Genomic DNA, 25,864 nt, shown 5'->3' on the forward strand with positions numbered 1-25,864 from the left:
AAAACCATTTCGAAAACGTTTGACCACTTTCGCAAGCACTGCGGACACTGACTCCACCCGCGAAGGCGGGAACCCCCACGGCGCCGGTGCACTAGGCGGCGCCCTCGATGAAGAGAACGGTTGGACGATGAAGTTCAGGAAGATCGCAGTGGCGACAGCAGCCCTGCTCGGCACGGTCGCGGCCCTCACCGGCTGCTCGGGCCAGGACTCGGGATCGAGCGACGGCACCGTCGCGATGACCCTCTGGCAGAACTCGACCACGGGCCCCGGCCAGGAGTTCTGGGACAAGACGATCGCGGACTTCGAGGCCGCGAACCCCGGAGTGACCATCGAGTCGCAGGCCATCCAGAACGAGGACCTCGACGGCAAGCTCCAGACGGCGCTCAACTCGGGCGACGCCCCCGACGTCTTCCTCCAGCGCGGAGGCGGCAAGCTCGCCGCCATGGTCGCGGGCGGACAGCTGAAGGACCTCACCGACGGCATCTCGGACCAGGCGCGCAGCGAGATCCCCGAGGGCTCGTTCTCGGCGAACACGCTCGACGACAAGGTCTGGGCGATGCCGGTCGCCGTCCTCCCGGGCGGCCTGTTCTACAGCCAGGACCTCTTCACGGCGGCGGGCGTCACCGAGACCCCGAAGACCATCGACGAGCTCGACTCCGCGATCACCAAGATCAAGGGCAGCGGAGCTCAGGCCGTCGCGCTCGGCGCGAAGGACGCCTGGCCCGCCGCGCACTGGTACTACTTCTTCGCGCTCCGCGAGTGCAGCGCCGACACCATGGCCGAGGCGGCCGACACCAAGGACTTCTCGGACGACTGCTGGGTCCGCGCGGGCGAGGACCTGCAGGACTTCTCGGCCACCGAGCCGTTCAACGAGGGCTTCCTCACCACCGCCGCCCAGCAGGGCGCGGGCAGCTCGGCCGGACTCCTCGCCAACCACCAGGCGTCGATGGAGCTCATGGGGGCGTGGAACCCCGGCGTGATCGCCTCCCTCACCCCCGACGAGAAGCCGCTGCCCGACCTGGGCTGGTTCCCCTTCCCCGAGATCGACGGCGGCGACGGCGAGGCCGGCGCGATCATGGGCGGCGTCGACGGCTACTCCTGCTCCGCGGGCGCTCCCGACGAGTGCGTCGACTTCCTCAACTACCTGGCCACCTCCGACGTGCAGAAGGAGTACTACGCGGCCTTCAACGCGCCCCCGGTGAACACCGTGGCGCAGGAGGCGGTCACCGAGCCGTACCTGCAGCAGATCCTCGAGGCCTACAACTCGGCCCCGTACGTCTCGCAGTGGCTCGACACCGTCTACGGCCTCAACGTCGGCAACGCGCTGAACGTCGGAGTCGTCGACCTGCTGGCCGGCAAGAGCGACCCCGAGCAGCTGGTCGAGGCCGTCAACGCCGCCGCGGCGAAGGCCTAGCCACCATGGCACTCCGCGAGAGCCCGCTCCTCGGAGTGGATGAGCCCCGCGGGACCGCGCGCACCGGAGGCGTCACCTCGACGCCTCCGGTGCGCCGGCGCCGCCGCAGCGTGGGCTGGGCGGGGCGCTTCGAGATCGCGCTCCTGGTCGGCCCGGCGCTGATCGTCTTCCTCGCCTTCGTGATCTTCCCGGTCGTGATGGCGGCCTACTACGGCTTCTTCAGCTGGCAGGGCTACGGAGTGCCGACGGACTTCGTCGGCTTCCGCAACTACCTGACGATCCTGCAGGACCCCACCTTCCACGACGCCCTCGCGCACAACGGCATCATCGTGGTGCTCTCGCTCGTGCTCCAGGGGCCGGTCGCGATCCTCCTGGCGCTGCTGCTGAACCGCAAGCTGCGCGGGCAGTCGATCATCCGCGTCCTGATCTTCGTGCCGTACGTGATCTCGGAGGTCGTCGTCGGCACCGGCTGGAGCCTGATGCTCCAGACCAGCGGCGCGGTCAACGGCCTGCTCGAGAAGGTCGGCCTCGGCGCGCTGAAGCAGGACTGGCTCTCGGATCCGGCGATCGCGATCTGGACGCTGATGCTGATCATCACGTGGAAGTACATCGGCTTCGCCGTGATCCTCTTCCTCGCGGGTCTGCAGGGCATCCCCGAGGAGCTGTCCGAGGCCGCGGCCATCGACGGCGCCTCCTACTGGCAGGTGCAGCGGCGGATCACCCTGCCCCTGCTCGCGCCGACCCTGCGGATCTGGGCGTTCCTGTCGATCATCGGCGCACTGCAGCTGTTCGACCTCGTCTACATCATCTGGGGCCAGTACGTGTCCTCGACCGCGGGCACCTCGACCATGGCGATCTACCTGGTCACCAACGGCCGCAACGCCGGCAACTACGGGTACGGGAACGCCGTCGCGGTGGTCCTGTTCCTGATCTCGCTCGTGGTGGCGCTGCTGTACCAGCGCTTCGTGCTCCGGCGCGACACGGCGGGCGCACTGACGGGAGACAAGCGATGACCGGCACGACGATGACGGCCCCGCCGATCACTCCGGAGACCCCTCGGCCTCTCGCGGTGAAGCGGCGCCGGCAGCCCCTGGGCCGCGGCACCACGATCGCCTACGTCGTGGCGATCGTCGTGATCGCGCTGATGCTCGCCCCGGTGGCGTACATCATCCTCGGCGGCTTCCGCACGAACGCGCAGATCACCACCGACCCGGCGGGCCTGCCTTCGCCGTGGAACGTGCAGAACTACCTCGACGTGATCACCGGCGGCGTCTTCTGGCAGGAGGTCGGCAACTCCACCATCGCCGGCCTCGCGACGACCCTCGGCGTGGTCGTGCTCGGCCTGATGGCGAGCTACGTCCTGGCCCGCTACGACTTCACCGGACGCGGCGTGTTCTACGCGCTCTTCGCCGCCGGCCTGATGTTCCCGATGACCGTGGCGATCACTCCTCTCTACCTGGTGATCAAGAGCCTCGGCCTGATGAACTCGCTCGCCGGAGTGGTGCTGCCGCAGATCGCGTTCGGCCTGCCGACCACGATCATCATCCTGGTGCCGTTCCTCCGCGCGATCCCGGACGAGATCCAGGAGGCGGCCTTCATCGACGGCTGCAGCCGGATCGGCTTCTTCTTCCGGATGGTCGTGCGCCTGGCGATGCCCGGCGTGATCACCACGGGGATCCTCGCGTTCATCGCGAGCTGGAACAGCTACCTGCTGCCCCTGTTCATCCTCAACAACGAGTCCACCTTCACGCTCCCGCTCGGAGTCCAGGCGTTCTCGTCGCAGTACTCGGTCGACACGGCGAAGGTGCTCGCCTTCGTGTCGCTGTCGATGATCCCGGCGCTGATCTTCTTCAGCGTCTTCGAGCGCCGCATCGTCGGCGGGCTGACGGGGGCGGTGAAGGGATGAGCGGATCGCTCCGCCCGTCCGCCGCGTCCCCCGTCCCGTCCGCACCCGTCGCCCCACCCGCAGAGAGGGTCGCACCGTGACCGCACCGCACGCACCAGAGGATCCCCAGGCCCCGTCCGCCCGCACCACCGAGCTGCTGGGCCGGATGACGCTGGAGGAGAAGCTCTCCCAGCTGGTCGGCTACTGGGTCGACCAGGGCGGCGAGGTCGTCGCCCCGCTCGCCGGAGAGATGGCCACCTCGACCGGGTACGCCGAGGCGACCCGCGAGGGGATCGGCCAGCTGACCCGCGTCTACGGCACGCGCCCCGTCGATCCGCTCGAGCGCGCCCGCTGGCTGTGGGCGGAGCAGCGCCGACTCGTCGAGGAGACGCGGCTGGGCATCCCGGCGATCGTCCACGAGGAGTGCCTGACCGGGCTCGCCGCCTGGCAGGCCGCGACGTTCCCGACTCCGCTCGCCTGGGGCGCCTCCTTCGACCCGGAGCTCGTGGCCGAGCTCGGCGCCGTGATCGGCGGCTCGATGCGCGAGCTCGGGATCCACCAGGGCCTGGCGCCCGTGCTCGACGTGATCCGCGACCCCCGCTGGGGCCGGGTCGACGAGTGCATCGCCGAGGACCCGTACGTGGTCGGCACGATCGGCACCGCGTACGTGCAGGGACTGCAGTCCACCGGCGTCGACGCGACGCTGAAGCACTTCATCGGCTACTCCGCCTCCCGCGGCGGCCGCAACCACGCGCCGGTGCACGCCGGACCGCGCGAGATCGCGGACGTGCTGCTGCCGCCGTTCGAGATGGCGATCCGCGACGGGGGCGCCCGCTCCGTGATGAACTCCTACGCCGAGATCGACGGGGACCCGGTCGGAGCGACGCCCGCCTACCTCACGGGCGTGCTGCGCGAGCGCTGGGGCTTCGACGGCGTGGTCGTCGCCGACTACTTCTCGGTCGCGTTCCTCCACCTCATGCACGCGGTCGCCGCCGACCTGGGCGAGGCGGCCGAGCTGGCGCTCGCCGCGGGGATCGACGTGGAGCTGCCCACGGGCGACGCGTTCCTCGCTCCGCTGGCCGCGCGCATCCGGGCCGGGGAGGCCGACGAGGCGCTCGTCGACCGGGCCGTGCTGCGGGTGCTCGCGCAGAAGGAGCGGCTCGGCCTGCTCGACGCGCGCTTCGACGACGCCCCCGAGTCGATCGACCTCGACTCGCCGGCCCACCGCGACATCGCCCGCCGCCTGGCCGAGGAGTCGGTGGTGCTGCTCGCCAACGACGGCGTGCTGCCGCTCGCTGCGCCGCGCCGCCTCGCGCTGATCGGTCCCAACGCCGACAGCGCGCCCGCGCTCATGGGCTGCTACTCCTTCGCCAACCACGTGCTGGCGCACCACCCGGGCGTGCCGCTGGGCTTCGAGATCCCGACGGTCGCGGACGCGCTGGCCGGCGAGTTCGGCTCGGCCGAGCTGCTGCTCGCCGAGGGCTGCTCGGTCGAGGGCGACGACGCCTCCGGGATCGCCGAGGCGGTCCGGGCGGCCGCCGACTCCGACGTGGCGATCGTGGTCGTCGGCGATCGGGCGGGCCTGTTCGGCCGCGGCACGGTCGGCGAGGGCAACGACGTCGAGAGCCTCGAGCTCCCGGGCCGCCAGCGCGAGCTGGTCGAGGCCGTCGTGGCGACGGGGACCCCGGTCGTGCTCGTGCTGCTGACCGGCCGCCCCTACGCCGTGGGCTGGGCGCTGGACGGGCCGTCGGCTCCGGCCGCCGTGCTGCAGGCTTTCTTCCCGGGGGAGGAGGGCGCCGGCGCGATCGCGGGCGTCGTCTCGGGACGGGTCGACCCCTCCGGCCACCTGCCGGTCTCGCTGCCGCGCTCGGCCGGGGCGCAGCCGTTCTCGTACCTGCACCCGATCCTCGGCGGGCCGTCGGACGTGACCTCCGCCGACAGCACGCCCGTGCGGCCGTTCGGCCACGGGCTCTCGTACACGCACTTCGCCCGGACGGAGCTGGCGGTCGAGGAGTCCGCCCCGACGGACGGCTCCTTCACGGCGACCGTGCGCGTCCGCAACACGGGCGAGCGAGCGGGAACCGACCTGGTGCAGCTGTACGCCCGCGACGTGTTCGCGAGCGTGACCCGGCCGGTGGCGCAGCTGCTCGGCTACGCGCGGGTCGCGCTCGAGCCCGGCGAGGAGGCGGAGGTCCGCTTCGAGGTCCCGGCCGCGCGCCTGGCCTTCACCGGACGCGAGGGCGTGCGGATCGTCGAGCCCGGCCGCGTCGAGCTGTGGGTTGGCCCGGACTGCGCGACGCGCGAGACGGAGACGGCGCTCGAGCTGGTCGGCCCGGCCGCCGCTGTCGACGCCTCCTCGCAGCGCCTCGTCGGCACGCGGGTCCAGCGGGCGGGAGCGGGCGTCCCGGCCTGACCCGTGCACAACGCTGGAAGGATCGCTCCGGCGGGCCGTGGATCCGCGGATCCCGGTGCCCGCGGGGCGATCCTTCCTGCGGTCTGAGCACGGCGCGGCTCCGGCACCGCTCTGGCGCGGCTCGGACGGGCGCGGCAGGCTGGGGGGATGAGCGACGACGCGAAGCAGACCCTCCTCCGCTACCTGCAGGAGGGGCGCGACGCCCTGCTGCAGAAGCTCGACGGGCTCGACGAGTACGACGTGCGGCGGCCGCTGGTCTCGACGGGCACGAACCTGCTCGGCCTGGTGAAGCACGTGGCGGGCACCGAGGCGGGCTACCTCGGCGCCGTGTTCGGGCGGCCGTTCCCGGAGCCGATGCCGTGGATGGAGGACGAGTCGGAGCCGAACTCGGACATGTGGGCGACGGCCGACGAGTCCCTGGCCGACGTCGTCGCGCTGTACCGCCGCGTGTGGGCCCACTCCGACGCGACGGTCGCGGCTCTCCCGCTCGACGCTGCCGGGCAGGTCCCCTGGTGGACGAACCGCGACGTGACGCTGCACCGGATCCTCGTCCACATCACCGCAGAGACACACCGGCACGCGGGCCACGCCGACATCGTCCGCGAGCTGATCGACGGGCGGGTCGGGCTCCGGACGCCCGGCGACAACCTCCCGCCGGTGCCGGAGGAGTGGTGGCCGGAGTACCGGGAGCGCCTCGAGTCGCTGGCGCGCGCCGTCCGCGACCGGGCCTGACGTGCCGGCGTCCGTCGGCATCGCGGTCACGCCGGCACGCGCGGCGCGGCTGCTCGACGACCTCGATCCCGCGACGGAGGCGGCGCTCGATGCGGCCCTGGGCGGTCGCGGTCGGGGCCGGGCCGCCCTGCAGCGGCGCCGCGACGGGGCGTCGCCGGAGGAGCGGAGGCAGCGGGCCGCGCTCGAGCGCCGGGCGTTCAGCGCGGAGGCGGACCCCGCGGCGCTCGAAGAGCTGGCACTGCTGCGCGCGCAGCGCCGCGAGCGGGAGGAGGCGCTCGACGCCGCGGTCGCGGGACTGGCCGCGCCCGCCGGACCCGCAGCGGCCCGGGGCCGGATCGGCCGCGGGACGGCGAGCGACCGGGGCGGGACGCGCCGTGACCGGACCGGCTGGGACGAGACCGGCCGGGACGAGGTCGGCCGTGACGAGACCGGCCGGGACGCGGCGCCCGGCTGGGGCGAGCGCAGTGAGACCACCGGAGGCGACGACGCCGACTCCCGCACCTCCGCCACGCCCCGCCCGCGCCGCCGCCTCGGGGTGATCGCCGCGCTCGTCGCCGTGCTCGGGCTCGCCGCCCTCGGCACGGCCGCCTCCGTCGCGCTGGCCCCTCGCCCGTCGCTGGAGGTCTTCACCGAGCCCTGGGCCGTCCCGGACGACGTCGCCACGCGCCCGCTGTCGACCCTCGCGAGCCTCCGCGTCTTCCACTGGGGGCCGACGCGCTACCTGGGCAGCATCGCCGGAGTCGACTACTTCGCCACCCTCAGCCTCGACTCCTTCTCGGCCGCGGAGCTCGCCGACGAGTCCGTCTGCCTCTACGGGCTCGCGCGCTCCGACGGCGACGTCGTCGTCACGGACTGCGCGGCGACCGCCGACTTCATCGCGAGCGGCATGACCCTCTCGCCCGACGACTACCAGGGCGACGCGGGCGGCACCGGAGTCGCCTGGGGTCCGACCGGAGGGATCCGCTCGGCCGGCTGAGGCGGCTCCGCCCGACTCCACCCGGCCCGCCGCCGTCCCCGATCAGCCCGCCCCAGGCCCCGCCCGTCAGACCCGCCGCGTCGACGCCCGCTCTACCAGCGGCATCGGCACCAGCACCCGCTCGCCCGGAGCGCCGCTCAGCAGCAGCTCGACCGCCCGGCGGCCCATCTCCTCGTGCGGCAGCGCCACGGTCGTCAGCCCGGGGCGGAGGTAGGCGGCCAGCTCGTCGTCGTCGAACGACACCACCGCGACGTCGCCGGGGATCGTGAGCCCCGCCTCCGCGACCGCCTGGTAGGCCTCACGCCGAGCGGCTTCGGGCACGACGGCGCGGGCGGACAGGTCGCCTTCGCCGACCCGGACGCGGGAGTCGGCTTCGCGTTCCTCACCAACCGGATGGAGGGGGTCGGCGACGTGCGCGCGACCCGCGTCGTCGAGGCGCTCGCGACCGCGCTGCGACTGCCCGTTCCGCGCGGACTCTGACCCCTCCGCGCGGACTCTGACCCCTCCGCGCCACCCCCGTCAAGGGGTGGGGCGCCCGGTCGGCGCCGTCCTAGCGTCGGGGGACGGGCCGACCGGAGGGGCGGTCCGGGATCCAGGGGAGGGCGAGATGCAGAAGCTGTACTACGCGAGCGGATTCGTGCTGCTGGGCGACGAGGTGTGCTCGGCGGTCGTCGAGTACGCGCAGGCGCTGGCGAACGTGGGGAAGTCGGACCTGGTCGTGGTGCCGTCGCTCTCGGACGAGGGGCTGCGAGGCGAGACCCGTCTCCTGGTCGGACCGGCCAGCCAGCTCTTCACCAGCCCGGCGCTCGACCGCGGCGTCGACCTCGACGATCCGGAGGCGGTGGAGTCGATGCGCGAGAAGACCCGACGGCTCCAGCCCGCGCGGCCGACCGTGCAGCCGCGCGGCGAGGGCGACGACAGCGAGGACGACGGCGGGACCGACTACCTCTGACGCCTCAGGTGTCGAGCGTGGTGCTGGGGCGCTCGCCGAAGCGGTGGGCGTACGAGGCCGAGAACCGGCCGAGGTGCGCGAAGCCCCAGCGCCGTGCGACCTCGCTGACGCTGACGACTCCGGACTCGCCCGCCCGCAGCTCCTTCTGCACGCCGTCCAGCCGGATCCGCCGCAGGTAGTCGACCGCGGTGAAGCCGAACTCGCGCCGGAACTCGGTCTGCAGCGTCCGCAGGCCGATGCCCGCCGCGTCGGCGATCTGCTCGGTCCGGAGCGGCTCGTGGGCGTGCTCGTACATGTACTCGATCGCCTGGCGGAGGCGCCCCGAGCGGGGTACTCCGAGGTCGCCGGGAGTGTCCAGCGTCGAGTGCGGGAAGGTCTCGAGCAGGGCGACGGCGACCGCGCGGTCGGCCTCGCGGCGCAGCAGCGGCGAGCTGTCGGCGTCGTAGATCACCCGGGCGACCGTCGCGACGGTCGCCGACCAGCGCCGCAGCGCCGCGCCCTCGGGCCGTGAGGTCGTGTCGAAGAGGAGGGGGCCGCGGGTGCCCTCGACCTCCTCCGCGATGCCCTCGAGGTACGCGCCGTCGAAGTGGATGAGGTTCTGGCGGTAGTCGTGGAACTCGAACCGGCTGGGGCGGTCGTTGACGAAGATCGCCGGCTGCCCGAATCCGAGGTTCACCGCGTCGCCGTCGAGATCGGTGACGCCCGCGCCGGCGGTCAGCCACGAGACGACGTACTCGCCTTCGGTCTGGATCGAGCCCTGCACGGAGCCGGCGAACTGGCTGCCGCGGAGCGTCACATCGCCGTCGCCGACGGATGTGTAGCGGTACGAGAAGTCCTCGCCGGGCTCGACGACGAAGCGGTGCCCGTTGTACGACTGCTCGAAGAGGGCCCGCGCCTGCTCGATGTCACGCCCGCCGATGTCGGAGCGCATGACCTCGTCCTTCTCGTTCATCCCGATCAGGGTCGCACGAGGAGAGCTCCTCACCGCGTGCCCCGAACGGGGAATTCGTTAAGCGGATAAACCAGTCGCGGGTCCGGCGGCGCGGGTCATGGCCTGGACGGTCGCCGCCTGGAACTGCGTGAGCAGCACCACGGTGTGCCGCGCTCCGGCTTCCACGGCGAGCGAGAAGGTGGCGCCGGCCGGAGTGGCCCGCCAGGAGCGGATGTCGCGGGTGCCGACGCGGGTCGAGTCGCCGGTGCCGACGCTCCGCAGCACCAGGGAGTCGGGCAGGACGCAGAGCGCGCCCGTCACGCCGTCGACAGTGGAGGAGCACTCGAAGCCCGCGTCGTCGTGCACTGCACCGGCGAGCTCGACGAAGTCGGTGACCTCCATCGGCTCGTCGTCGTCGCGCCTGGACACGGCGCGCTCAGGCAGCGTGCGTGAGCCCGGAGGACTCGGGCTGCTGCGCCGGCTCGGTGACGATCCGCAGGCCCCGGCCGCTGTTGGCCTCCTCCATCAGTGCGCGCACCCAGGTGGCGTTGATCGCCGGCATGCGGCTTCCGTGGAACGAGAACTGGAGGGGGATGGTCGGGTGCAGCCACAGCGTCTGGCGTCCGGTGCCGTGCGCGCTCGAGGCGTCGAGCTGGAAGGCGAACGCCTCGTCGCGGCGGAACTTGTTGATCATGACGATCTGGAGGTGCGCGAGCGCGCGGTCGTCGATCTCGTGCGAGGTGGGGGGAGTGCCGTAGAGGAGAGCGCCCATGGTGCGTGCCGCCGTTCTGTGCTGTGTCGCGGGTGCCGGCCGCGACGGTGGGTGCCCCGGCGAGTGCCGCCGGGAGGGGGAGTGCGAGATGGTGGGGGTGTTCGTGGGGAGCAGGACCCGGGGTGCGCTGTGCCGCCGAGTCGAGTGTCCGGAGTGTCGATCCGAGGGTGCCGGGCTCCGGGATGTCGAGCCCGGATGCCGTCGCGCCGAGCCGTCGATCCCCGCTGACGCCTGCTCTGCAGGCCCGTGGAGTCGGGCGGTCGGGCCGTCCCTCCGGCTGTTCTCCGAAAGTACGCCCCTCGTTCGGAGGGCACGTGTCGCTATCCGGAATGCGAAGCAGTGGCCCCGGCCGCCGGGCGGACTCCCAGCCGGGTGACTCCGGGGCTCAGTTGCGGGTGCCTCGGGTGGGCGGTGCGGCTGCGTCGAGACACGCGCTCGTGCGCGAGACGCCGTCTCGGCGGCGGTGTGTCGGGCGGGCCGGCGGTGTCTCGGCGGGGCGTGTGGAGCGGGAGGAGGCGTGACAGTGCGCTCACTGGACAGGGCGTGCGGCTCCGTCGAGACGCCGTCTCCGCGGCGGTAACTCGGCGTGCGCGGGAGGGTGCGCTCCTCCGCGAGTCGTCGCGCCACCGCTCCGGCGGGGGTGCCGACGCTCAGAAGGCGTAGCGGACGCGGCAGTAGGGGAGGTGCTCGGCGAGGAGGGCGCGGAAGCGGTCGAGGGCCGCGCGCTTGAGGTCGCGTCGGTAGCGGATGTTGACGGCGCCGTTCTCGGAGACCTTCTGCTCCTGGCGTCCCGGCTGCCAGAGCAGCGACTCCGCCTTCGGGTGCCAGCCGAGGTTCACCTCGTGCAGGCCCTCGTTGTGGGTGAGGAGGATCACCTCGGCCGCGAGCTGCGCCTTCGCCCGCGGGTGGAGGGCGGCGTCGAGCTGGTCGAAGAGCTCGGTCCAGTCCTGCTGCCAGGTCTCGGTGAGGATTACCGGCGAGAAGTTGACGTGCACCTCGAAGCCGGCGTCGACGAAGTCGTTGATCGCCGCGATCCGCTCGGCCATCGGCGAGGTGCGGATGTCGGTGACCTTCGCCGTCTCGGCGGGCATCAGCGAGAACCGGATGCGCGTGCGCCCGAGCGGGTCCCACTCGAGGAGCTCGCGGTTGACGTACTTGGTCGCGAAGGACGCCTTGGCGGTGGGCGACATCCGGAACAGCTCGCAGAGGTCGCGGACGTTCCCGCTCAGCAGCGCGTCGACGGAGCAGTCGCTGTTCTCGCCGATGTCGTAGACCCAGGCCTCCGGGTCGCACTGGTTCGCCTCGGCCTTGGGGCCCTGCTTGCCGATGTGCCGGGCGAGGTGGCGCTGGATCTGCTCGATGTTCGTGAAGAGCGTGATCGGGTTGCTGTAGCCCTTCCTCCGCGGCACGTAGCAGTACACGCACGCCATGGCGCAGCCGTTGGCGGTGGAGGGGGCGATGAAGTCGGCCGAGCGGCCGTTCGGGCGCGTGACGAGCGACTTCTTCACCCCGAGCACGAGCGCCTCCGTCTTGATGCGCACCCAGCGCGCGACGTTCGCCTCGTCGCCGTGCACCTCCGGGATCAGCCAGTGCGACTCGACGGGAACGATCTCGGCGCCCGGCCATCGCGCCACGACCTCCTGCCCACGGGGCAGCTCGAGCGCGGCCGGCTCGGCGTAGATCCGCCGGATGTCGAGCAGGCGCCGCTCGCGGACCTGCGCGGACGCGGGGCTCGGAGCGGTGTCGGACATGAGTCCGTTCTATCGGCGACCACCGACATCCGCGGTGGCGAGGCCGTCGCCCGCCGCGCAGGTCCTCCGCCCGGCTGCAGGCACCGTGGCGCCGCTCCCTCAGGATGGAGGCATGCCCTCCTCCGCCGACCGCTTCCGCCGCGCCGCCGTCGAGCTCGCGCAGACCTCCGAGCGGCAGGTCGAGTGGGCGCTCGCCGTCACGGAGGATGCGCGCCTCCTCGCCCTGATCGACGAGCTGCCCGCGCAGCACCGGCAGCCGTCCCTGCTCTTCTCGGTCGCGCGGCTGCTCGGCGTGCCCGACGTCGACGGCGCCGGATTCGCCGCGTGGCTCCGGAGCGAGTGGGCGCGGGTGGCGCCGGTGGCGGCGGAGCGGAGGACGCAGACCAACGAGGCGCTGCGGTGCGCGCCCCTGGTCGCGGCGCTGGAGCGGATCACGGAACCCGGTGAGCCGGTGGCGCTCGTCGAGATCGGCGCCTCCGCGGGGCTCTGCCTGGCGCCGGAGCGGTACTCCTACGCCTTCACGGCGAGCGACGGCGAGACGCGGCTCGGGTCGGGCGCGCCTCTGCTGCGGTGCGCGGTGAGCGGAGGCGCGGCGCCGGCACGGCTGCCGGTCGTCGCGTGGCGCCGGGGGCTCGACCTGGCGCCGCTCGACGTCCGCTCGCCCGAGGACGTCGCCTGGTTGGAGGCGCTGCTCCCGCCCGACCGCCCGGAGCGGACCGCGCGGCTCCACTCGGCCGTGGAGACTCTGCAGGACGACCCGCCCACGATCGTCGCGGGTGATGCGGCCGCCGAGCTGCCCGCCCTGCTCGACGCGGTGCCGCCGGGTCTGCGGACGGTCGTCGTCTCGCTCGGGACCCTGGTCTATCTTCCGTGGGCCGCGCGCGAGAGCGTCCTGGCGACGGTCGCCGATCGCGGCGCGAGCCTGGTGACGCTTGAGGCGGAGGCGCTGCTCCCGCACCTCGTCGCCGCGCGCGGAGACCGCACGGCTCCCGAGCCGACCCCGTTCCTGCTCGCCGCCGACGGCGTCCCGCTCGCGAGCGCGGCCGCCCACGGCGGCACCCTCTCCTGGCTGGCCTGAGCCGCGCTCCCGCGCCGGGAGCGGGGTGCCCGAAGCCCGGGAGGTGCCCGGCGCCCGGTGCCCGCTCCGCCCCGGCGCTCGACCCGCGCCCACTGTTCAAGAGTTGTCGCACTCAGCGTCGAGTGCGACGACTCCTGGACTCTCGCGGAGGAGCGAGCCCGAAGCCCGAAGCCCAACGCGCAGCGACCAGAGCTCTGAGCTCAGGCGCTCGGCCCGATCGTCCGCCCACTGTTCACGAGTTGTCGCACTCAGCGTCGAGTGCGACAACTCCCGGACAGTCGCGAAGGAGAGGGCGTCGAAATGCAGCGCCGAAAGCTCGGAGTCCCGGCGCTCGACCCGCGCCCACTGTTCAAGATTTGTCGCACTCGGCGTCGAGTGCGACAACTCCTGGACTCTCGCGGAGGGGAGGACGGCCGAGCGCAGGACTCAGAGCTCAGAGCCGGAGCTCAGAGCGTCCAGCGTCCAGCGCCCAGCGCCCTACAGTCCGTCGACGACGAGCTGCGTCGCGCGCGGGACGTACGAGGTGTTCGTCGTCGGGTCCCAGCCCACGAGCGCGACCGCGTCGCCGCCGACGCGCGCGGTGATGCCCACGAGCGAGAACGGCTTGCCGCCCACGGCTCCGGACACCTTCCAGCCGAGCGTCTCGTCGGCGCCGGTCAGCGTCTGCTCGGTGCGCTCGACGGTCGTCTCGACCGGCACGCCCTGCATGGCGAAGAGCGTCGAGCCGGAGGCGCAGCGCGTGGTCGCGTCGGTGGCGCTCGCGAGGAGCGAGGCGGCCGCGTCGGCGGTGCCGGTGCTCGACACGACGGCGGTCATGGAGCGGTCGGCGCTGGTGCCGTACGAGAGTCCGGCGGCGGGCTGCGCGGTGTCCCAGCCCAGGCCGAACGGCGAGAGGCAGCTCGCGTCGGTCGCGGTGAGGCCGGGGTAGATCGAGTCGAGCATCTCCTGGATGCTCGCGTACTCGCCGGGCACGAACTGCACGCCGGTCAGCACGGCGGCCACCTGCTCGCCGGTCTTCTGAGCGGTGTCGGCGGCAGGGGCGGCGGCCGTCGCGGTGGCGGACGGGGCGGCCGACGACGAGGGGAGCGTCGGAGTGAACGGGCGGAGGGTCGATCCGCTCGTCGCGGTCCCCGCGCAGCCCGAGAGGGCGAGCAGCAGCGCGCCTCCGATCAGAGTCGTGCGCAGCAGTGTCTTGGACATCATGTCTCCCCCTTCGCCCGCCGGCGCCGCACCGGGGCGCCTGAGGCTAGCAGAGCCTCGCGTCCCGGAGGCGGCCCGGCGCCGCCCGCGGGACGGGGGCGACCCGGTGGCTCCCGCAGGCCGGAGGCGGTCCGGCAGCGCGTGCGGATCGGAGTCGGCCCGGCCCCACCCGCACGACGAAGCCCGGAACCCCGAACCCACGCCTCCGACGGCCGCTCCCGCCGCCTCCGCTCCGCAGCTCAGATCTCCTTGTGCCCGAGCTCGGCTCCCGCGAGCAGGCGGATCTCCGGCTCGGCGATGCCCTCCAGCTCCAGCACCACGACGCGGTTGCGGCCGGCGCGGGTGACCGGCGAGGGGACGATCAGCGTCCGCTGCGGTCCGCGACGCCAGTAGCGTCCGAGGAGGAAGCCGTTCAACCAGACCAGGCCCTTGCCCCAGTGCAGCGTGTCCACGTACAGGTCGGCCTGCTCGTCGAGGTCGAACGAGCCGGAGGCGAGCTGCGGCCCGGCCGAGAACGCCGGTGCCGCGACGGCCAGGTCGGGGAGGCACTCGAGCGCGAGGGCGCGCGCCGCCCAGCCGGTCAGCGGGGCGCCGTCGAGCGTCACGCCTCCGATCAGGCCCTTGTGCTCGCCGATGCGCGTGCCGTAGTTCACCCGGCCCTGGTTCTCGACCAGGATCGCGAGCTCGCCGCGTCCGCTCGGCAGCGTCAGCGCCCGCTCGTGGTGGTCGCGCGCCAGCACGCCCACCGGCACGCCGTCCAGCAGCACCCAGGCGCGGTCGCGCACCTCCTCGCCCACCACGAGGCGGGCCGGAGCGGAGGAGCCGTCGAGCGTCGTCGTGAAGAGCACGAAGCCGTCGTCGTGGCCGAGGTCGTCGAAGCTGGCCATCGCGTCGAGGTGCGCGGCCGGTCCGAACGCCTGGCCGAGGCCGAGCAGCGCCGGGCCGGGGACGAGCGGAGCGGTCAGGGCGGGGGCCGGCGGGCGCACCGCGGGCACCTCCTCCGGCACCGGCGCGTAGCGCGCGATGACCTCGCGGAACGCCCAGAACTTCGCGGTCGGGTCACCGCCCTCGTCGAGCGGGGCGTCGTAGTCGTAGCTCGTCGTGATCGCGGCGTAGCGGCCCTTGTCGTTCGCGCCGCTGGTCAGGCCGAAGTTGGTGCCGCCGTGGAACATGTAGATGTTGACCGAGCCGCCGGCCGCGAGCAGCGTGTCGAGCTCCTGGGCGGAGGCGTCGGCGTCCGTCGTGTGGTGCTGGGTGCCCCAGTCGTCGAACCAGCCGCACCAGAACTCCATGCACATCAGCGGGCCGGTGGGCTGGAACTCGCGCAGCGTCGCGAGGCGCTCCGTGGTCCGCGAGCCGAACGAGCCGGTGAGGTGCAGGCCCGGCAGGCTGCCGTCGGCGAGCATCTGCGGAGTGGGCTGGTCGATGGTGGTCAGCGGCACTGTGATGCCGGAGTCGCGGGTCACCCGCACGAGCTCGGCCAGGTACTCCTTGTCGGAGCCGTACGCGCCGTACTCGTTCTCGATCTGCACGAGGACCACGGGCCCGCCGGCATCGATCTGGCGCGGAGCCACGATCGAGTACACGCGGCGCAGGTAGTCGCTGACCGCGGCGAGGTAGTTCGGCTCCGAGCGGCGCACGCCCACCTCGGGGTCGCGGAAGAGCCAGGCCGGGAGGGCGCCGTTGTCCCACTCCGCGCAGATGTAGGGGCCGGGGCGCACGATCGCGTGCATGCCCTCGGCGGCGATCAGGTCGAGGAAGCGGCCCAGGTCGAGCCCGGCGTCCTCGCGCCACTCGCCGCGGCGCGGCTCGTGCGCGTTCCAGGCGACGTAGGTCTCGATGGTGTTCAGGCCCATCAGGCGGGCCTTGCGGATCCGGTCGGCCCAGAGGTCCGGGTGGATGCGGAAGTAGTGCAGCGCCCCCGACAGGATGCGGTGCGGGCGGCCGTCGAGCTCGAAGTCGGCCGCGCCGATGGCGAAGCGGCTCTCGGGAGCGGTGGTCATCTGGATCCCCCTCAGGATCGGTGCCCGGTGTGTCCGAGCGTGAGAACGACGCGGGGCCGACCGGAGCGATCCGGCCGGCCCCGCGTCGAGCAGTGGTGCTACTCCGAGACGGTGAAGCCCTGCGCGTTGCCGTACTGGACGAGCTTGCTCTGCCAGTCGGCGAGGCCCTGGTCGAGGCTGGTGCCGTTGGCGTACGCCTGGCCGACGGTGTCGCCGAAGACGCTGTTCGCGTAGACCTGGTAGGGCAGGTACGACCAGCCGGAGCGGACGTCCTTCGAGGCCTGGGTCAGCACCTCGTTGATCTTCTGGCCGCCGAAGTACTCCGACTCCTGACCGGTGAAGTCCGTGCTGTCGAGGTCGGCCGTGGTCGACGGGAATCCGCCGCTCTGCAGGAAGACGTCGACCGAGGCCTGGTCGCTGTTCAGCCAGCGCAGGAACGCGGCGGCCAGCGCCGGGTTCTCGCTCTGCTTGGTGACGGACTGGCCGCCACCGCCGTTCTCGGCGCTGACGGCGGTGCCGTCGTAGGTCGGGATCGGCGCGACGGCCCAGTCGCCGGAGGCGTCGGGGACGCTGGACTCCAGCACGCCGGGCATCCAGGCGCCGGTCACCAGCGAGGCGATGGAGCCGTCGGCGAGGCCCTTGTACCACTCGTCGCCCCAGGCGGGGGTGTCCGAGAGCAGCTTCTTCTCGACGAGCTGGTTCCAGACGCCGGTCCACTTGGCGGTGCCCTCGTCGGCGAGGTCGATCTTCACGTCCGTGCCGTCGGTGGTGAACGGCTCGCCGCCCGCCTGCCAGATCATGCTGGTCGCGAAGCCGGCGTCGCCGGTGTCGGCGGTGATGTACTTCGACGGGTCGGCGGTGTGCAGCTTCTCGGCCGCGGCCACGTACTCGTCCCAGGTGGCGGGGACGGCGATGCCGTACTGGTCGAAGACGGTCTTGTTGTAGAACAGCGCCATGGGGCCCGAGTCCTGCGGGAGGCCGACGAGCTTGCCGTCGATGTTGACGCTGCCCCAGGTGGAGGCGGAGTACTTGTCCTCGAGGTCGCCCATGCCGTACTGCGACAGGTCGAGGAGCGAGTCCGACAGCGCGAACTGCGGCATGGCGTAGTACTCGATCTGGACGACGTCGGGGGCGCCCGAGCCGGCCTTGATCGCGTTCTCGAGCTTGGTGTACTCGTCCTTGTTGGTGCCGGCGTTGACGAGCTCGACGTCGACCTTCGGGTAGGCCTTCTCGAACGCGGCGACCTGCGCCTCGGCGCTGGGGGTCCAGCTCCAGTACGTGATCTTGCCACCGGCCTCGAGGGCGGAGTCGAGGTCGGCGGCGGAGCCGGCGCTCGTGGTCGTGCCGCCACCGGAGGTGGACGAGCAGGCCGCGAGGGAGCCGGCGGCCAGGGCCGCGACGGCCGCGACCGTCAGGGTCCGCCTGAGGGCGGAACGGGCGATCTTCATGGTGGTGTTTCCCTTCACTTCTTCGTGCTGCGGGTGCTGTGGACGGGGCAGGACGCTCCGGCCGGGGGATGGGTAGGGGGAGGGCTCAGCCCTTGACGCTGCCGGCGCTCAGACCGGACTGCCAGAAGCGCTGGAGTCCGAGGAAGGCGACGACGATGGGGATGATCGTGAGGAGCGAGCCCGTGATCACGAGGTTGTAGATCGGCTGCGCGCTGACGCCGGTGGCCTGCGCGTTCCACTGGTTGAGGCCGACGGTGAGCGGGTACCAGGTGGGGTCGCTCAGCATGATCAGCGGGAGGAAGTAGTTGTTCCAGGTCGCGACGACCGAGAACAGCAGCACGGTCACGATGCCGGGGGCGAGGAGGCGGATGGAGATGGTGAAGAAGGTGCGGAACTCGCCCGCCCCGTCCATCCGCGCCGCTTCGAGCAGCTCGGTGGGCACCGACTCCACCGCGTAGACCCACACCAGGTACAGGCCGAACGGGCTGATCAGCGAGGGGATGATGATCGCCCACGGGGTGTTGGTCAGGCCGAGCTGGCTGAACATGAGGAACGTCGGGACGGCGAGGGCCGTGCCGGGGACCGCGATCGCTCCGAGCACCACGGCGAAGACCGCCTTGCGGCCCGTGAAGCGGAACTTCGCGAGGCCGTAGCCGGCGAGCGTGGCCAGGAGCGTCGCTCCTCCGGCGCCGACGACGACGTAGAGCAGGGTGTTGCCGAGCCAGCGGAGGAAGATCCCGTCGCGGTAGCTGAGGGTGTCGGCGATGTTCTGGAAGAAGACGAAGTCGCCGTCGAACCAGAGGCCGAAGCTCGAGAGCAGGCCGGCCTGCGTCTTCGTCGCGTTGATGACCAGCCAGGCCAGCGGCACGAGGCTGTAGAGGATGAAGACCGACATCAGCAGGGTGAAGGCGATCGACTTCTTGGGCTGCACCGAGGAGCCGCGGCGGGCGGCCGGGCGCTTCGGGGCGCGGGCGGGCGTCCGGGGAGCGGTCGCGAGGGCCATCAGTTCTCCTTCCGCGCGCCGCGGAGCTGCACGACGTAGGCGATCACCGCGGTGATCACGCCCATGACGATGGCGACCGTGGCCGACGCGTTGTACTGCTGACCGGCGAAGGACAGGTTGTAGGCGTACATGTTCGGGGTGAAGTAGGTGGTGATGATGTTCGGCGCCAGCGTCCGGAGGATGTTCGGCTCGTTGAACAGCTGGAAGCTGCCGATGATCGAGAAGATCGTGGCGATGACGATCGCGCCGCGCAGGGCGGGCAGCTTGATCGAGCGGATGACGCGCATCGGGCCGGCGCCGTCGATCTCGGCCGCCTCGTAGAGCTCGCCGGGGATCGTCTTCAGCGCGGAGTAGAAGATGAGCATGTTGTAGCCCACGAACTCCCACGTGACGATGTTGCCGATCGAGGCGAGGATCCAGTCGCGCGAGAAGGGCTGGACGACGTCGGAGCCGAGCAGGTCGTTGACGTTCGCGGCCAGGCCGAAGTTGTCGCCGTAGATGAAGCCCCACATCAGCACCGCGACGACCGCGGGGACGGCGTAGGGGAGGAAGACCACGATGCGGAAGAAGCCGGTGCCGTGGAGGCGGCCGCTGTCGATCGCGAGGGCCGCGACGAGGGCCAGCACGAGCATCACGGGGACCTGCACGACGAGGAACAGCAGGACGCGGCCGAAGCCCTCCCAGAAGTTCGGGTCGGTGAAGATCGCGGCGTAGTTCGCGAAGCCGACGAAGGAGTTGCCGCCCACCAGCTGCTCGCGGAAGAGGCTGAGGTAGATCGAGTAGACGACCGGGGCGATGAAGACCAGGAGGAAGACGACGAGGAAGGGTGCGACGAACGCCAGGCCCTTCCACTCGCTCTTCGCCCGCGACTTCGGGGCCGCGAGGGGGGACGCCGGAGGGGCGACCTCGCTCAGCGGGACGGGGGGAGACGTCGTCGTCATGGGATTCCGTTCGGGGAGTAGTGCGGGCCCGTCATGTTCACGTCAACATGGCAGAGCGTCACCGTAGCATGTCCACGTCGCCACCCGCGACTGTTCCTGCGTCACGGTTCGGCGCACGATGCACCACGGCTGACGGGCGGCGCGCTATAAAGGGAAGCCCATGTCACTCGAGACCGACCGCCCGTCCCCGTCCACCCGGCCGCGACGCGGCGTCTCGATGGCCGACGTGGCCCGGCGCGCGAACGTCTCCGGCCAGACGGTCTCGCGGGTGTCGAACGGCAAGCAGAACGTCGACGGCGAGACGCGCGAGCGGGTCCTCGAGGCGATGCGGGCCCTCGGGTACCGGCCCAACAGCGCGGCGCGGGCCCTGCGGACGGGCCGCTTCCACAGCATCGGCGTGATCATGTTCACGCTGTCCTCGTTCGGCAACATGCGCACCCTCGACGCCATCGCGATCGCGGCCGCCGACGCGGGCTACTCGATCACCCTCATCCCCGTCTCCCACCCCACCCAGGGCGAGGTGTCGGTCGCGTTCCACCGGCTGAGCGAGGAGGCGGTCGACGGCGTCATCATCATCGTCGAGGCGCACCTGCTCGACGAGGCAGACATCGTCCTCCCGCCGGACCTGCCCGTGGTGGTCGTCGACTCCGCCGGCGGCGAGAAGTACCCGGTGGTCGACACCGACCAGATGTCGGGCGCCCGCCAGGCCGTCGAGCACCTGCTCGGACTCGGACACCGCACCGTGCACCACATCGCCGGCCCGGACCGCTCCTACTCCGCCGAGCGCCGCCACGAGGCGTGGGAGTCGACCCTGATCGAGCGCGGCGCCCCGGTGCCGGAGGTGCTGGTCGGCGACTGGTCCACCGACTCCGGCTACCGCCTCGGCAAGCGGCTCGCCGCCGATCCGGAGGTCACCGCGATCTTCGCCGCCAACGACCAGATGGCGCTCGGCGTGCTGCGCGCCCTGCACGAGGCCGGACGCGCCGTGCCCGGCGAGGTGAGCGTCGCGGGCTTCGACGACATGCAGGAGTCGGCGAGCTTCTGGCCGCCGCTGACGACGGTGCGCCAGTTCTTCGGCGACACGGGCCGCCGCTCGGTCGACATCCTCCTGCGCGAGCTCGAGTCGGGCGAGCGCACCGGCGTCTCGCTCGTGCCGACCCGCCTCATCGTCCGCGAGAGCACCGGCCCGGCCCCCGCCGCCTCCTGACGCTTCCGCGGAGCCGGCCCGCGGAGCCCTCCCGCCCTTCACGCTGATCGAGGAGCCGGCCCCGCCGGCGTATCGAGATCCCCGCGACCGGACCCCCTCCGCCGGGCCCGCGCCCCTCCCCGTGCCCGCTCGACCGCGGAGCTCGCGATACTGTGAGCCCTCTCACCCCGGACCTCCAAGGAGACGCACATGTCGGTCGGCCTGCTCGCGGTTGTCGATGACATCCTCACCGCCGCCCTGAAGGCGAGCGCCAAGACGGCGGGCGTCGTGATCGACGACGCGGCCGTCACCCCGCAGTACGTGCAGGGCCTCACGCCCGCGCGGGAGCTGCCGGTGGTCGGGCGGATCGCGCTGGGGAGCCTGTTCAACAAGTTCGTCATCATCATCCCGCTGGCGCTGCTGCTCTCGGCGTTCGCGCCGCAGGTGCTGCCGTACCTGCTGATCCTCGGCGGCGCGTTCCTCTGCTTCGAGGGGGCGGAGAAGGTGCTCGAGTGGTTCGGCGTCTCGCACGGCGGCCACGAGACGGAGGCGCGTGACGAGAAGAAGCTCGTCTTCGGCGCCATCCGCACCGACCTCATCCTGAGCACCGAGATCATGCTGATCGCGCTCGACGGCCTCGACCCCGACTTCGGGATCTGGCCCACGCTCGGCGCGCTCCTGGTCGTCGGGCTCGGGATGACCGTGCTCGTGTACGGCGCCGTCGCGCTGCTCGTGAAGATCGACGACGTGGGCCTGCGCCTGATGAAGAACGCGGCCCGCGGCGTGCGGCGCACCGGGGCGAGGATCGTCGCGTCGATGCCGGTCGTGTTCCGCGCGATCAGCATCATCGGGACGCTCGCCATGCTCTGGGTCGGCGGGCACCTCGTCGTCGCGAACCTCGTCGAGACGGTGTGGCACGGTCCGTACGACCTCGTGCACGTCGTCACCCACGCGGTCGAGGGCGCGGGCCCGGTCGTCGTGTGGCTGGCCGACACCTTCGTCTCGATGATCTTCGGCCTCGTGCTGGGTCTGGTCATCGCGGCCGTCGTGATGGGCGTCTCGCGTCTGCGCACCCGCGACGAGGCGGCCGCGGGGCACTGAGCGGGGTCTCGGTACTCCGCGTGCCGCGGCTGGTCGACGGCATGAGTGGGGGCGGCGTCTCGACCGGTTCGGAGTCGGAGAGGTCTCGATACGCCGCGTGCCGCGGTCGCCCGACCGGCACCGGATCATGCCGATCGAGTAGCCCGCGCCGCGGGCGTATCGGAATCCCGCGACGCGCTGCGCCCGCAGCGCCGCTTTGATGAACGACGGACCGCCCCCGTCCCCGGAGGGGCGGAGGCGGTCCGTGTCAAAGGGGGCGTCAGCAGCTGCGGGCCGCGTACGCTCCCGTCGCCACCGAGGTGACCTGCTCACCGTCGACCGTGCCCGTCGCGGTGACGGTGGCCTGGCCGGCCGGCACCGAGGCCGCGCGCGTGGTGAACGCGGCGCTGCCGCTCGCGCCAGGCGCGACTCCGGTGACCTGCTTCGACCCGGAGGGCGTCGCGATGGTCATCGAGACCGGCACGCCGGACTCGTTCTTCGCCGCGACGGTGAGCGTCACCTTGCCGGCGATGCAGCGGGTGGTCGCCGTGACCGCGACCGCGAGGGCGGCGGGCGCCTTCAGGGTCACCGTCACCGTCGTGGTCGAGGTGACGGAGCCGTCGGCCGCGCGGACCGCGATGGTCGCGACTCCGCCGTTCGCCGTCGTCGGCTGGGTGATCCGCACGGTGGCCGCCGAGTCGGTCGCCACTGCTCCGATCACCGGCATCGCCGTGCCCTCGACGGTGACCGCGTAGGAGGTGCGGGCCGGGTCGAACCCGGCGATGCCCGCTCCTCCGACGCGCAGGGCGCCCAGCGTGGCGACCGCGGCGGGCGAGGCGACCGACTCGTAGAGCTTGGTCTCGGCAACGATCAGGTGCGTGTTGTCGTAGGCGTTCATCACGACGCGGAAGGCCTTGGCCGTGACGGGCGCGAACGACGCGACCAGGGTCGGAGCCGTTCCGCCGGCCGGCGACGCGAGGGCCACGGCCGACTCGTAGCCGGGGACCGCGGTCCAGGTCGTGCTGTCAGCGGCCTGGTACTGCAGCTGGTAGGTCTGCGCCCAGCTGGTGCCGCCGTCGGCCAGGAACTGCACCGACACCTTCTCGACCTGGTGGGTCGAGGGGAAGGTGTAGGTCAGCGAGCTCTGCGCGGCCTTGGTGCCGTTGGTCCAGTTCGACCAGCCCTTGTCGCCGTCGACGCCGTTGCGGGTGCGCTCCGGTCCGTAGCCCGACTCCGACGACGACGCGGTCGCGACGATGCCGGCGTCCGGGTTGAAGTTGCGGAGCGTGCCCGTGGTGACGAGCACCGTGAGCGTGGCGGGGAGCGTCGCGCCGTCGGCGGTCGCCGTTCCCGAGACCGTCACCTGCCCGGCCCGGGCGAGGGAGGCGGTGGTGAGCGGCGTCCAGTCCCAGACGACCGGCACCGGGAAGGTGCTGGCCGAGGCGCCCACGCGGGCGGGGACCGTCGTCGGGGCCGAGGCCTTCACTCCGGCGACCGAGGCGCCCGCGGCGGCCGTCACCGACACGGGGTCGGTCGCGGTCAGTCCGCCGACGTCGACGAGCGCGGTGACCGTGATCGTCTGGCCGTAGAGGTCGGTCGCGGTGCCGGGCACCTCGACGCGGCCGGTCGCGCCGTACGCCGAGTCGGCGGGGCGCTGCCAGGTGACGGCGAGCGGTGCGCCGGCTCCCCAGGAGTACTGCGGGGTGATGCTCGCGGGCAGGGTCGGAGCGACGCCCGCGGTGGTGCGGACGGCGATCGTCTGGCCGGCGGTCGGCGCGAGGTCGCGGAGGGACCACGACTGGTTCGCTCCGCCGTTGGAGGTGTAGACGCCGACCGACGCGTTGTCGGCACTGGAGCCGCCGTTCACGTCGAGCGACTGGGCGATCGACTCGTTGACGAGCGAGAAGTTCACGCCGTCGGTGGTGTTGACGATCCAGCGGGTCGCGGCGGTCGTCTTCGCCGCGTCGACGGACAGCGAGCGCAGGTCGGTGCCGGCGGTCGTGGCTCCGAGCACGCGTCCGTCGCCGTTGACGAGGACGACGCGGCGGGTGGCCTCGCGCTCGCCGGCGGCGACCTCGCGGACCGTCCAGGTCTGCTTGGCGGCCGTGGCGGAGTCGGTGGCGAGGCCGGTGATCGTGGTCGCGGCGCCCGAGGGGTTGCCGGTCAGGGCCTTGCCGCTCTGGGTGCCGACCAGCTGGTAGCGGTGGCCGTCGCGCAGGGCGGGGGCGGAGTCGGCGACTCCCGAGACTCCGTCGATCGAGAAGCTCGTGACCGACTTGGCGGGCACGGTGATCGTGGCGGTGCGCGAGATGCGGTCGACGCTCACCGGCGTCTTGGCGACCAGGGCGTTGCTCGTGGGAGCGGCTGCCGAGGAGGCCTTCGTGGTGACGTAGGGGGTGACCGTCGCGGTGTCGGCGATGGTGCCGAAGCGGGAGAGGTCGAGCACGACGGTCTTCTCGGTCGCGGTGCTGTTGGTGTGCACGACGGTCGCGCCCGAGCCGTCGCCGCGGACGGCGGCGGTAGAGGAGCTGTCGTTGGAGGGCATCAGGTGGTCGCCCTCGTGGATGAACTTGGTGAAGTTCCGGATGGTGTTGAACTTCGAGTTCGTCTCGACGCCGCAGACCGGGGCCTTGGTGGAGTCGCCACCGGCGTCGGCGACGCGGCGGACCGACTTCCAGACCTCGGTCCCGTTCTCCTGGTACGGCTTGCAGTCCAGGTCGATGTAGACGGAGCCCCAGTTGAGGTTCTCGCCCTTGGGCTTGGGCTGCTGCATGTTGTAGTAGTCCTCGACGGGCTGCCAGAGCACCCACGCCTTGGGCTCGAGCTCGCGCAGGTCGTCGTTGATGCGGCCGGCGATGCCGAGGCCGTTCTCCATGTTGGTGGGGTCGAAGCCGGTGACCCAGTTGCCCTCGATCTCGCTCATCCACAGGTCGGTGTCGGCCTGCTTCGCGAGGTCGCGGACCTTGAGGCGGCCCGAGGTGCCGTAGGTGTGGACGTTCATCCGGTCGACCTCGGCGCGGATCGCGGCGGAGTAGGCGGCCCAGTTCGTCGCGAAGATGTCGGGGTTGGTCTCGTCCATCGCGGCGATGCCGGCGTCGGTGGTCGAGGCGTCCAGCGCGGCGGCGACGTCGGGGATCAGACCCGCCTGGCGCGTCGGTCCGACGTGCATTCCCTCCTGGCGTCCGCCGGTCGGGACGCCGTTGGAGAGCTGCGTGCCCCAGTAGTTCGTGTTCGGCTCGTTGAAGGGGTCGAGCGTGTCGAACTCGATGCCGTACTCGTCCTCCATGTGCTCGGTGACCTTCACGAGGTACTTCGCGAACTGCTCCTCGGCGGCGGGCTTCAGCTGCTCGCTGTTCGCGTCGAAGCCGCCCGAGACGTAGCCGCTCTCGGTCATGAAGTACGGGGCGGAGTTGGAGAACGCCTCCCAATGCGAGATCTGCTTCTCCTCGGCGAGCCTCTCGACCCACCAGCGCTGCGTCTCGTCGGCGGTCCAGTCGTAGGAGGCGGGGTCGTCCGCGTTCCACTTCGCCAGGAGCGCATCGCGGTCGGCGAGCTTCGTGGAGGTGCCGCCGTAGGTCGACGCGTCGCCGGCCGGGTTCGGCTTCCACCAGCCCTCGACGGCGCCGCCCGGGCGGAGGTAGTCCTTCACGTCGGAGGCGTTGCCGCCGCCGATGTTGTAGCGGGCGATGTTCAGGTCGAGGCCGCTGTCGCCGAAGACCTTCTGGTAGAGGTCCTCGCGGAGGGCCTCGGGATAGCCGCCGGTCGCGTTCGCGAACCAGACGAGGCTGGTGCCCCAGCCCTCGAACGCCTCACCGGCGGCGGCGGGGTTCGGCGTGATGCGGAACGCGTCCGCGGCCTGAGCGGGGGCCGCTGCGGCGGGGATCGCCAGCAGTGCTCCTGTGGCCAGGGCGGCGCTCGTGGCGAGCGCGGCGACCCTTCTGAAGGACATCGACATTGATGCGGTCTCTCTTTCGCCATCGAAATGCGGGCGTGTTCACGTGAACGCGCCCTGACGGCCGACTGTACATGTTCACGTCAACAATCGGAAGGTGCTCAGGGGCGGGCGGGGCCCGCGTCGGCGAGAAGCCAGGAGTCGTCG

At 72.0% G+C, this 25,864-nt stretch carries 21 protein-coding genes; 11 read left to right on the top strand and 10 right to left on the bottom strand.

What is annotated here, in order from left to right; genetic code table 11:
• Positions 1-127: 127 nt before the first annotated feature.
• The 8 genes from C5B98_RS11570 (at position 128) to C5B98_RS11610 (ending at position 8,372) form a co-directional block, all read left to right on the top strand.
• On the top strand, positions 128-1,414 hold the full coding sequence (locus tag C5B98_RS11570; RefSeq protein WP_104226346.1) for an ABC transporter substrate-binding protein: 1,287 nt from the start codon (positions 128-130) through the stop codon (positions 1,412-1,414).
• A gap of 5 nt (positions 1,415-1,419) precedes the next feature.
• Complete coding sequence (locus C5B98_RS11575) at positions 1,420-2,427, top strand: carbohydrate ABC transporter permease (protein ID WP_104226347.1); 1,008 nt, start codon at positions 1,420-1,422, stop codon at positions 2,425-2,427.
• Positions 2,424-3,320 (top strand): carbohydrate ABC transporter permease, encoded by an 897-nt coding sequence (locus C5B98_RS11580; RefSeq protein ID WP_104224899.1) that lies wholly within the window; start codon positions 2,424-2,426, stop codon positions 3,318-3,320. The genes C5B98_RS11575 and C5B98_RS11580 overlap by 4 nt, the downstream gene beginning before the upstream one ends.
• A 145-nt stretch (positions 3,321-3,465) precedes the next feature.
• Positions 3,466-5,712, top strand: a complete 2,247-nt coding sequence (locus C5B98_RS11585; RefSeq protein ID WP_104224898.1) for a glycoside hydrolase family 3 N-terminal domain-containing protein — start codon at positions 3,466-3,468, stop codon at positions 5,710-5,712.
• A 147-nt stretch (positions 5,713-5,859) separates the two neighbouring features.
• Positions 5,860-6,444 (top strand): DinB family protein, encoded by a 585-nt coding sequence (locus C5B98_RS11590; protein WP_104258081.1) that lies wholly within the window; start codon positions 5,860-5,862, stop codon positions 6,442-6,444.
• A 1-nt stretch (position 6,445) separates the two neighbouring features.
• Positions 6,446-7,420, top strand: coding sequence for a hypothetical protein (locus C5B98_RS11595; RefSeq protein WP_104327841.1), 975 nt, complete (start codon positions 6,446-6,448; stop codon positions 7,418-7,420).
• Between the two features lie 174 nt (positions 7,421-7,594).
• Positions 7,595-7,900 carry a serine hydrolase gene (locus C5B98_RS17480; protein ID WP_374953061.1) on the top strand — a complete coding sequence of 102 codons (306 nt, stop codon included), beginning with the start codon at positions 7,595-7,597 and terminating at the stop codon, positions 7,898-7,900.
• 127 nt (positions 7,901-8,027) lie between these two features.
• A complete protein-coding gene (locus C5B98_RS11610) occupies positions 8,028-8,372 on the top strand; it encodes a hypothetical protein (protein ID WP_104223414.1) in 345 nt (114 codons plus the stop codon).
• 4 nt (positions 8,373-8,376) lie between these two features.
• On the opposite strand, the gene C5B98_RS11615 is transcribed toward C5B98_RS11610, so the two are convergent.
• From C5B98_RS11615 to C5B98_RS11630, 4 genes are all read right to left on the bottom strand, one after another.
• Complete coding sequence (locus tag C5B98_RS11615) at positions 8,377-9,324, bottom strand: AraC family transcriptional regulator (protein WP_104327842.1); 948 nt, start codon at positions 9,322-9,324, stop codon at positions 8,377-8,379.
• A 57-nt stretch (positions 9,325-9,381) separates the two neighbouring features.
• The gene (locus C5B98_RS11620; protein WP_104327843.1) at positions 9,382-9,732 is read right to left on the bottom strand and encodes a hypothetical protein; all 351 of its coding nucleotides are present in this window, start codon (positions 9,730-9,732) and stop codon (positions 9,382-9,384) included.
• Between the two features lie 7 nt (positions 9,733-9,739).
• Entirely contained in the window at positions 9,740-10,075 is a 336-nt protein-coding gene (locus C5B98_RS11625) for an ATP-dependent DNA ligase (protein WP_104223411.1), read from the bottom strand.
• Positions 10,076-10,725: 650 nt separating this feature from the next.
• Positions 10,726-11,826 (bottom strand): spore photoproduct lyase family protein, encoded by a 1,101-nt coding sequence (locus C5B98_RS11630; RefSeq protein WP_104327844.1) that lies wholly within the window; start codon positions 11,824-11,826, stop codon positions 10,726-10,728.
• Positions 11,827-11,938: 112 nt separating this feature from the next.
• Between C5B98_RS11630 and C5B98_RS11635 the strand changes: the two genes are divergently transcribed.
• On the top strand, positions 11,939-12,904 hold the full coding sequence (locus C5B98_RS11635; protein WP_181065525.1) for a DUF2332 family protein: 966 nt from the start codon (positions 11,939-11,941) through the stop codon (positions 12,902-12,904).
• A 477-nt stretch (positions 12,905-13,381) separates the two neighbouring features.
• On the opposite strand, the gene C5B98_RS11640 is transcribed toward C5B98_RS11635, so the two are convergent.
• From C5B98_RS11640 to C5B98_RS11660, 5 genes are all read right to left on the bottom strand, one after another.
• Positions 13,382-14,107 carry a hypothetical protein gene (locus C5B98_RS11640; RefSeq protein WP_104295376.1) on the bottom strand — a complete coding sequence of 242 codons (726 nt, stop codon included), beginning with the start codon at positions 14,105-14,107 and terminating at the stop codon, positions 13,382-13,384.
• Between the two features lie 236 nt (positions 14,108-14,343).
• Positions 14,344-16,107, bottom strand: coding sequence for a beta-galactosidase family protein (locus C5B98_RS11645; protein ID WP_104327846.1), 1,764 nt, complete (start codon positions 16,105-16,107; stop codon positions 14,344-14,346).
• Positions 16,108-16,205: 98 nt separating this feature from the next.
• On the bottom strand, positions 16,206-17,555 hold the full coding sequence (locus tag C5B98_RS11650; protein ID WP_104327847.1) for a sugar ABC transporter substrate-binding protein: 1,350 nt from the start codon (positions 17,553-17,555) through the stop codon (positions 16,206-16,208).
• 85 nt (positions 17,556-17,640) lie between these two features.
• On the bottom strand, positions 17,641-18,450 hold the full coding sequence (locus C5B98_RS11655) for a carbohydrate ABC transporter permease (protein ID WP_258062773.1): 810 nt from the start codon (positions 18,448-18,450) through the stop codon (positions 17,641-17,643).
• A 107-nt stretch (positions 18,451-18,557) separates the two neighbouring features.
• Positions 18,558-19,499 carry a carbohydrate ABC transporter permease gene (locus C5B98_RS11660; RefSeq protein WP_104223405.1) on the bottom strand — a complete coding sequence of 314 codons (942 nt, stop codon included), beginning with the start codon at positions 19,497-19,499 and terminating at the stop codon, positions 18,558-18,560.
• Between the two features lie 160 nt (positions 19,500-19,659).
• Here C5B98_RS11660 and C5B98_RS11665 point away from each other — a divergent pair, with 160 nt between their 5' ends.
• Together C5B98_RS11665 and C5B98_RS11670 are read left to right on the top strand one after the other, a co-directional pair.
• Positions 19,660-20,706 carry a LacI family DNA-binding transcriptional regulator gene (locus tag C5B98_RS11665; protein ID WP_146076621.1) on the top strand — a complete coding sequence of 349 codons (1,047 nt, stop codon included), beginning with the start codon at positions 19,660-19,662 and terminating at the stop codon, positions 20,704-20,706.
• Between the two features lie 189 nt (positions 20,707-20,895).
• On the top strand, positions 20,896-21,786 hold the full coding sequence (locus tag C5B98_RS11670; RefSeq protein WP_104327848.1) for a DUF808 domain-containing protein: 891 nt from the start codon (positions 20,896-20,898) through the stop codon (positions 21,784-21,786).
• A 259-nt stretch (positions 21,787-22,045) separates the two neighbouring features.
• Here the strand turns inward: C5B98_RS11670 and C5B98_RS11675 are convergent, their stop codons facing one another.
• Positions 22,046-25,714: a glycoside hydrolase gene (locus C5B98_RS11675; RefSeq protein ID WP_146076956.1), complete on the bottom strand. Its 3,669-nt coding sequence runs from the start codon at positions 25,712-25,714 to the stop codon at positions 22,046-22,048.
• Positions 25,715-25,864: the final 150 nt, after the last annotated feature.

The sequence above is a fragment of the Rathayibacter sp. AY1A5 genome, from assembly GCF_002930875.1.
In the GTDB taxonomy this organism is placed as follows: Bacteria; Actinomycetota; Actinomycetes; order Actinomycetales; family Microbacteriaceae; genus Rathayibacter.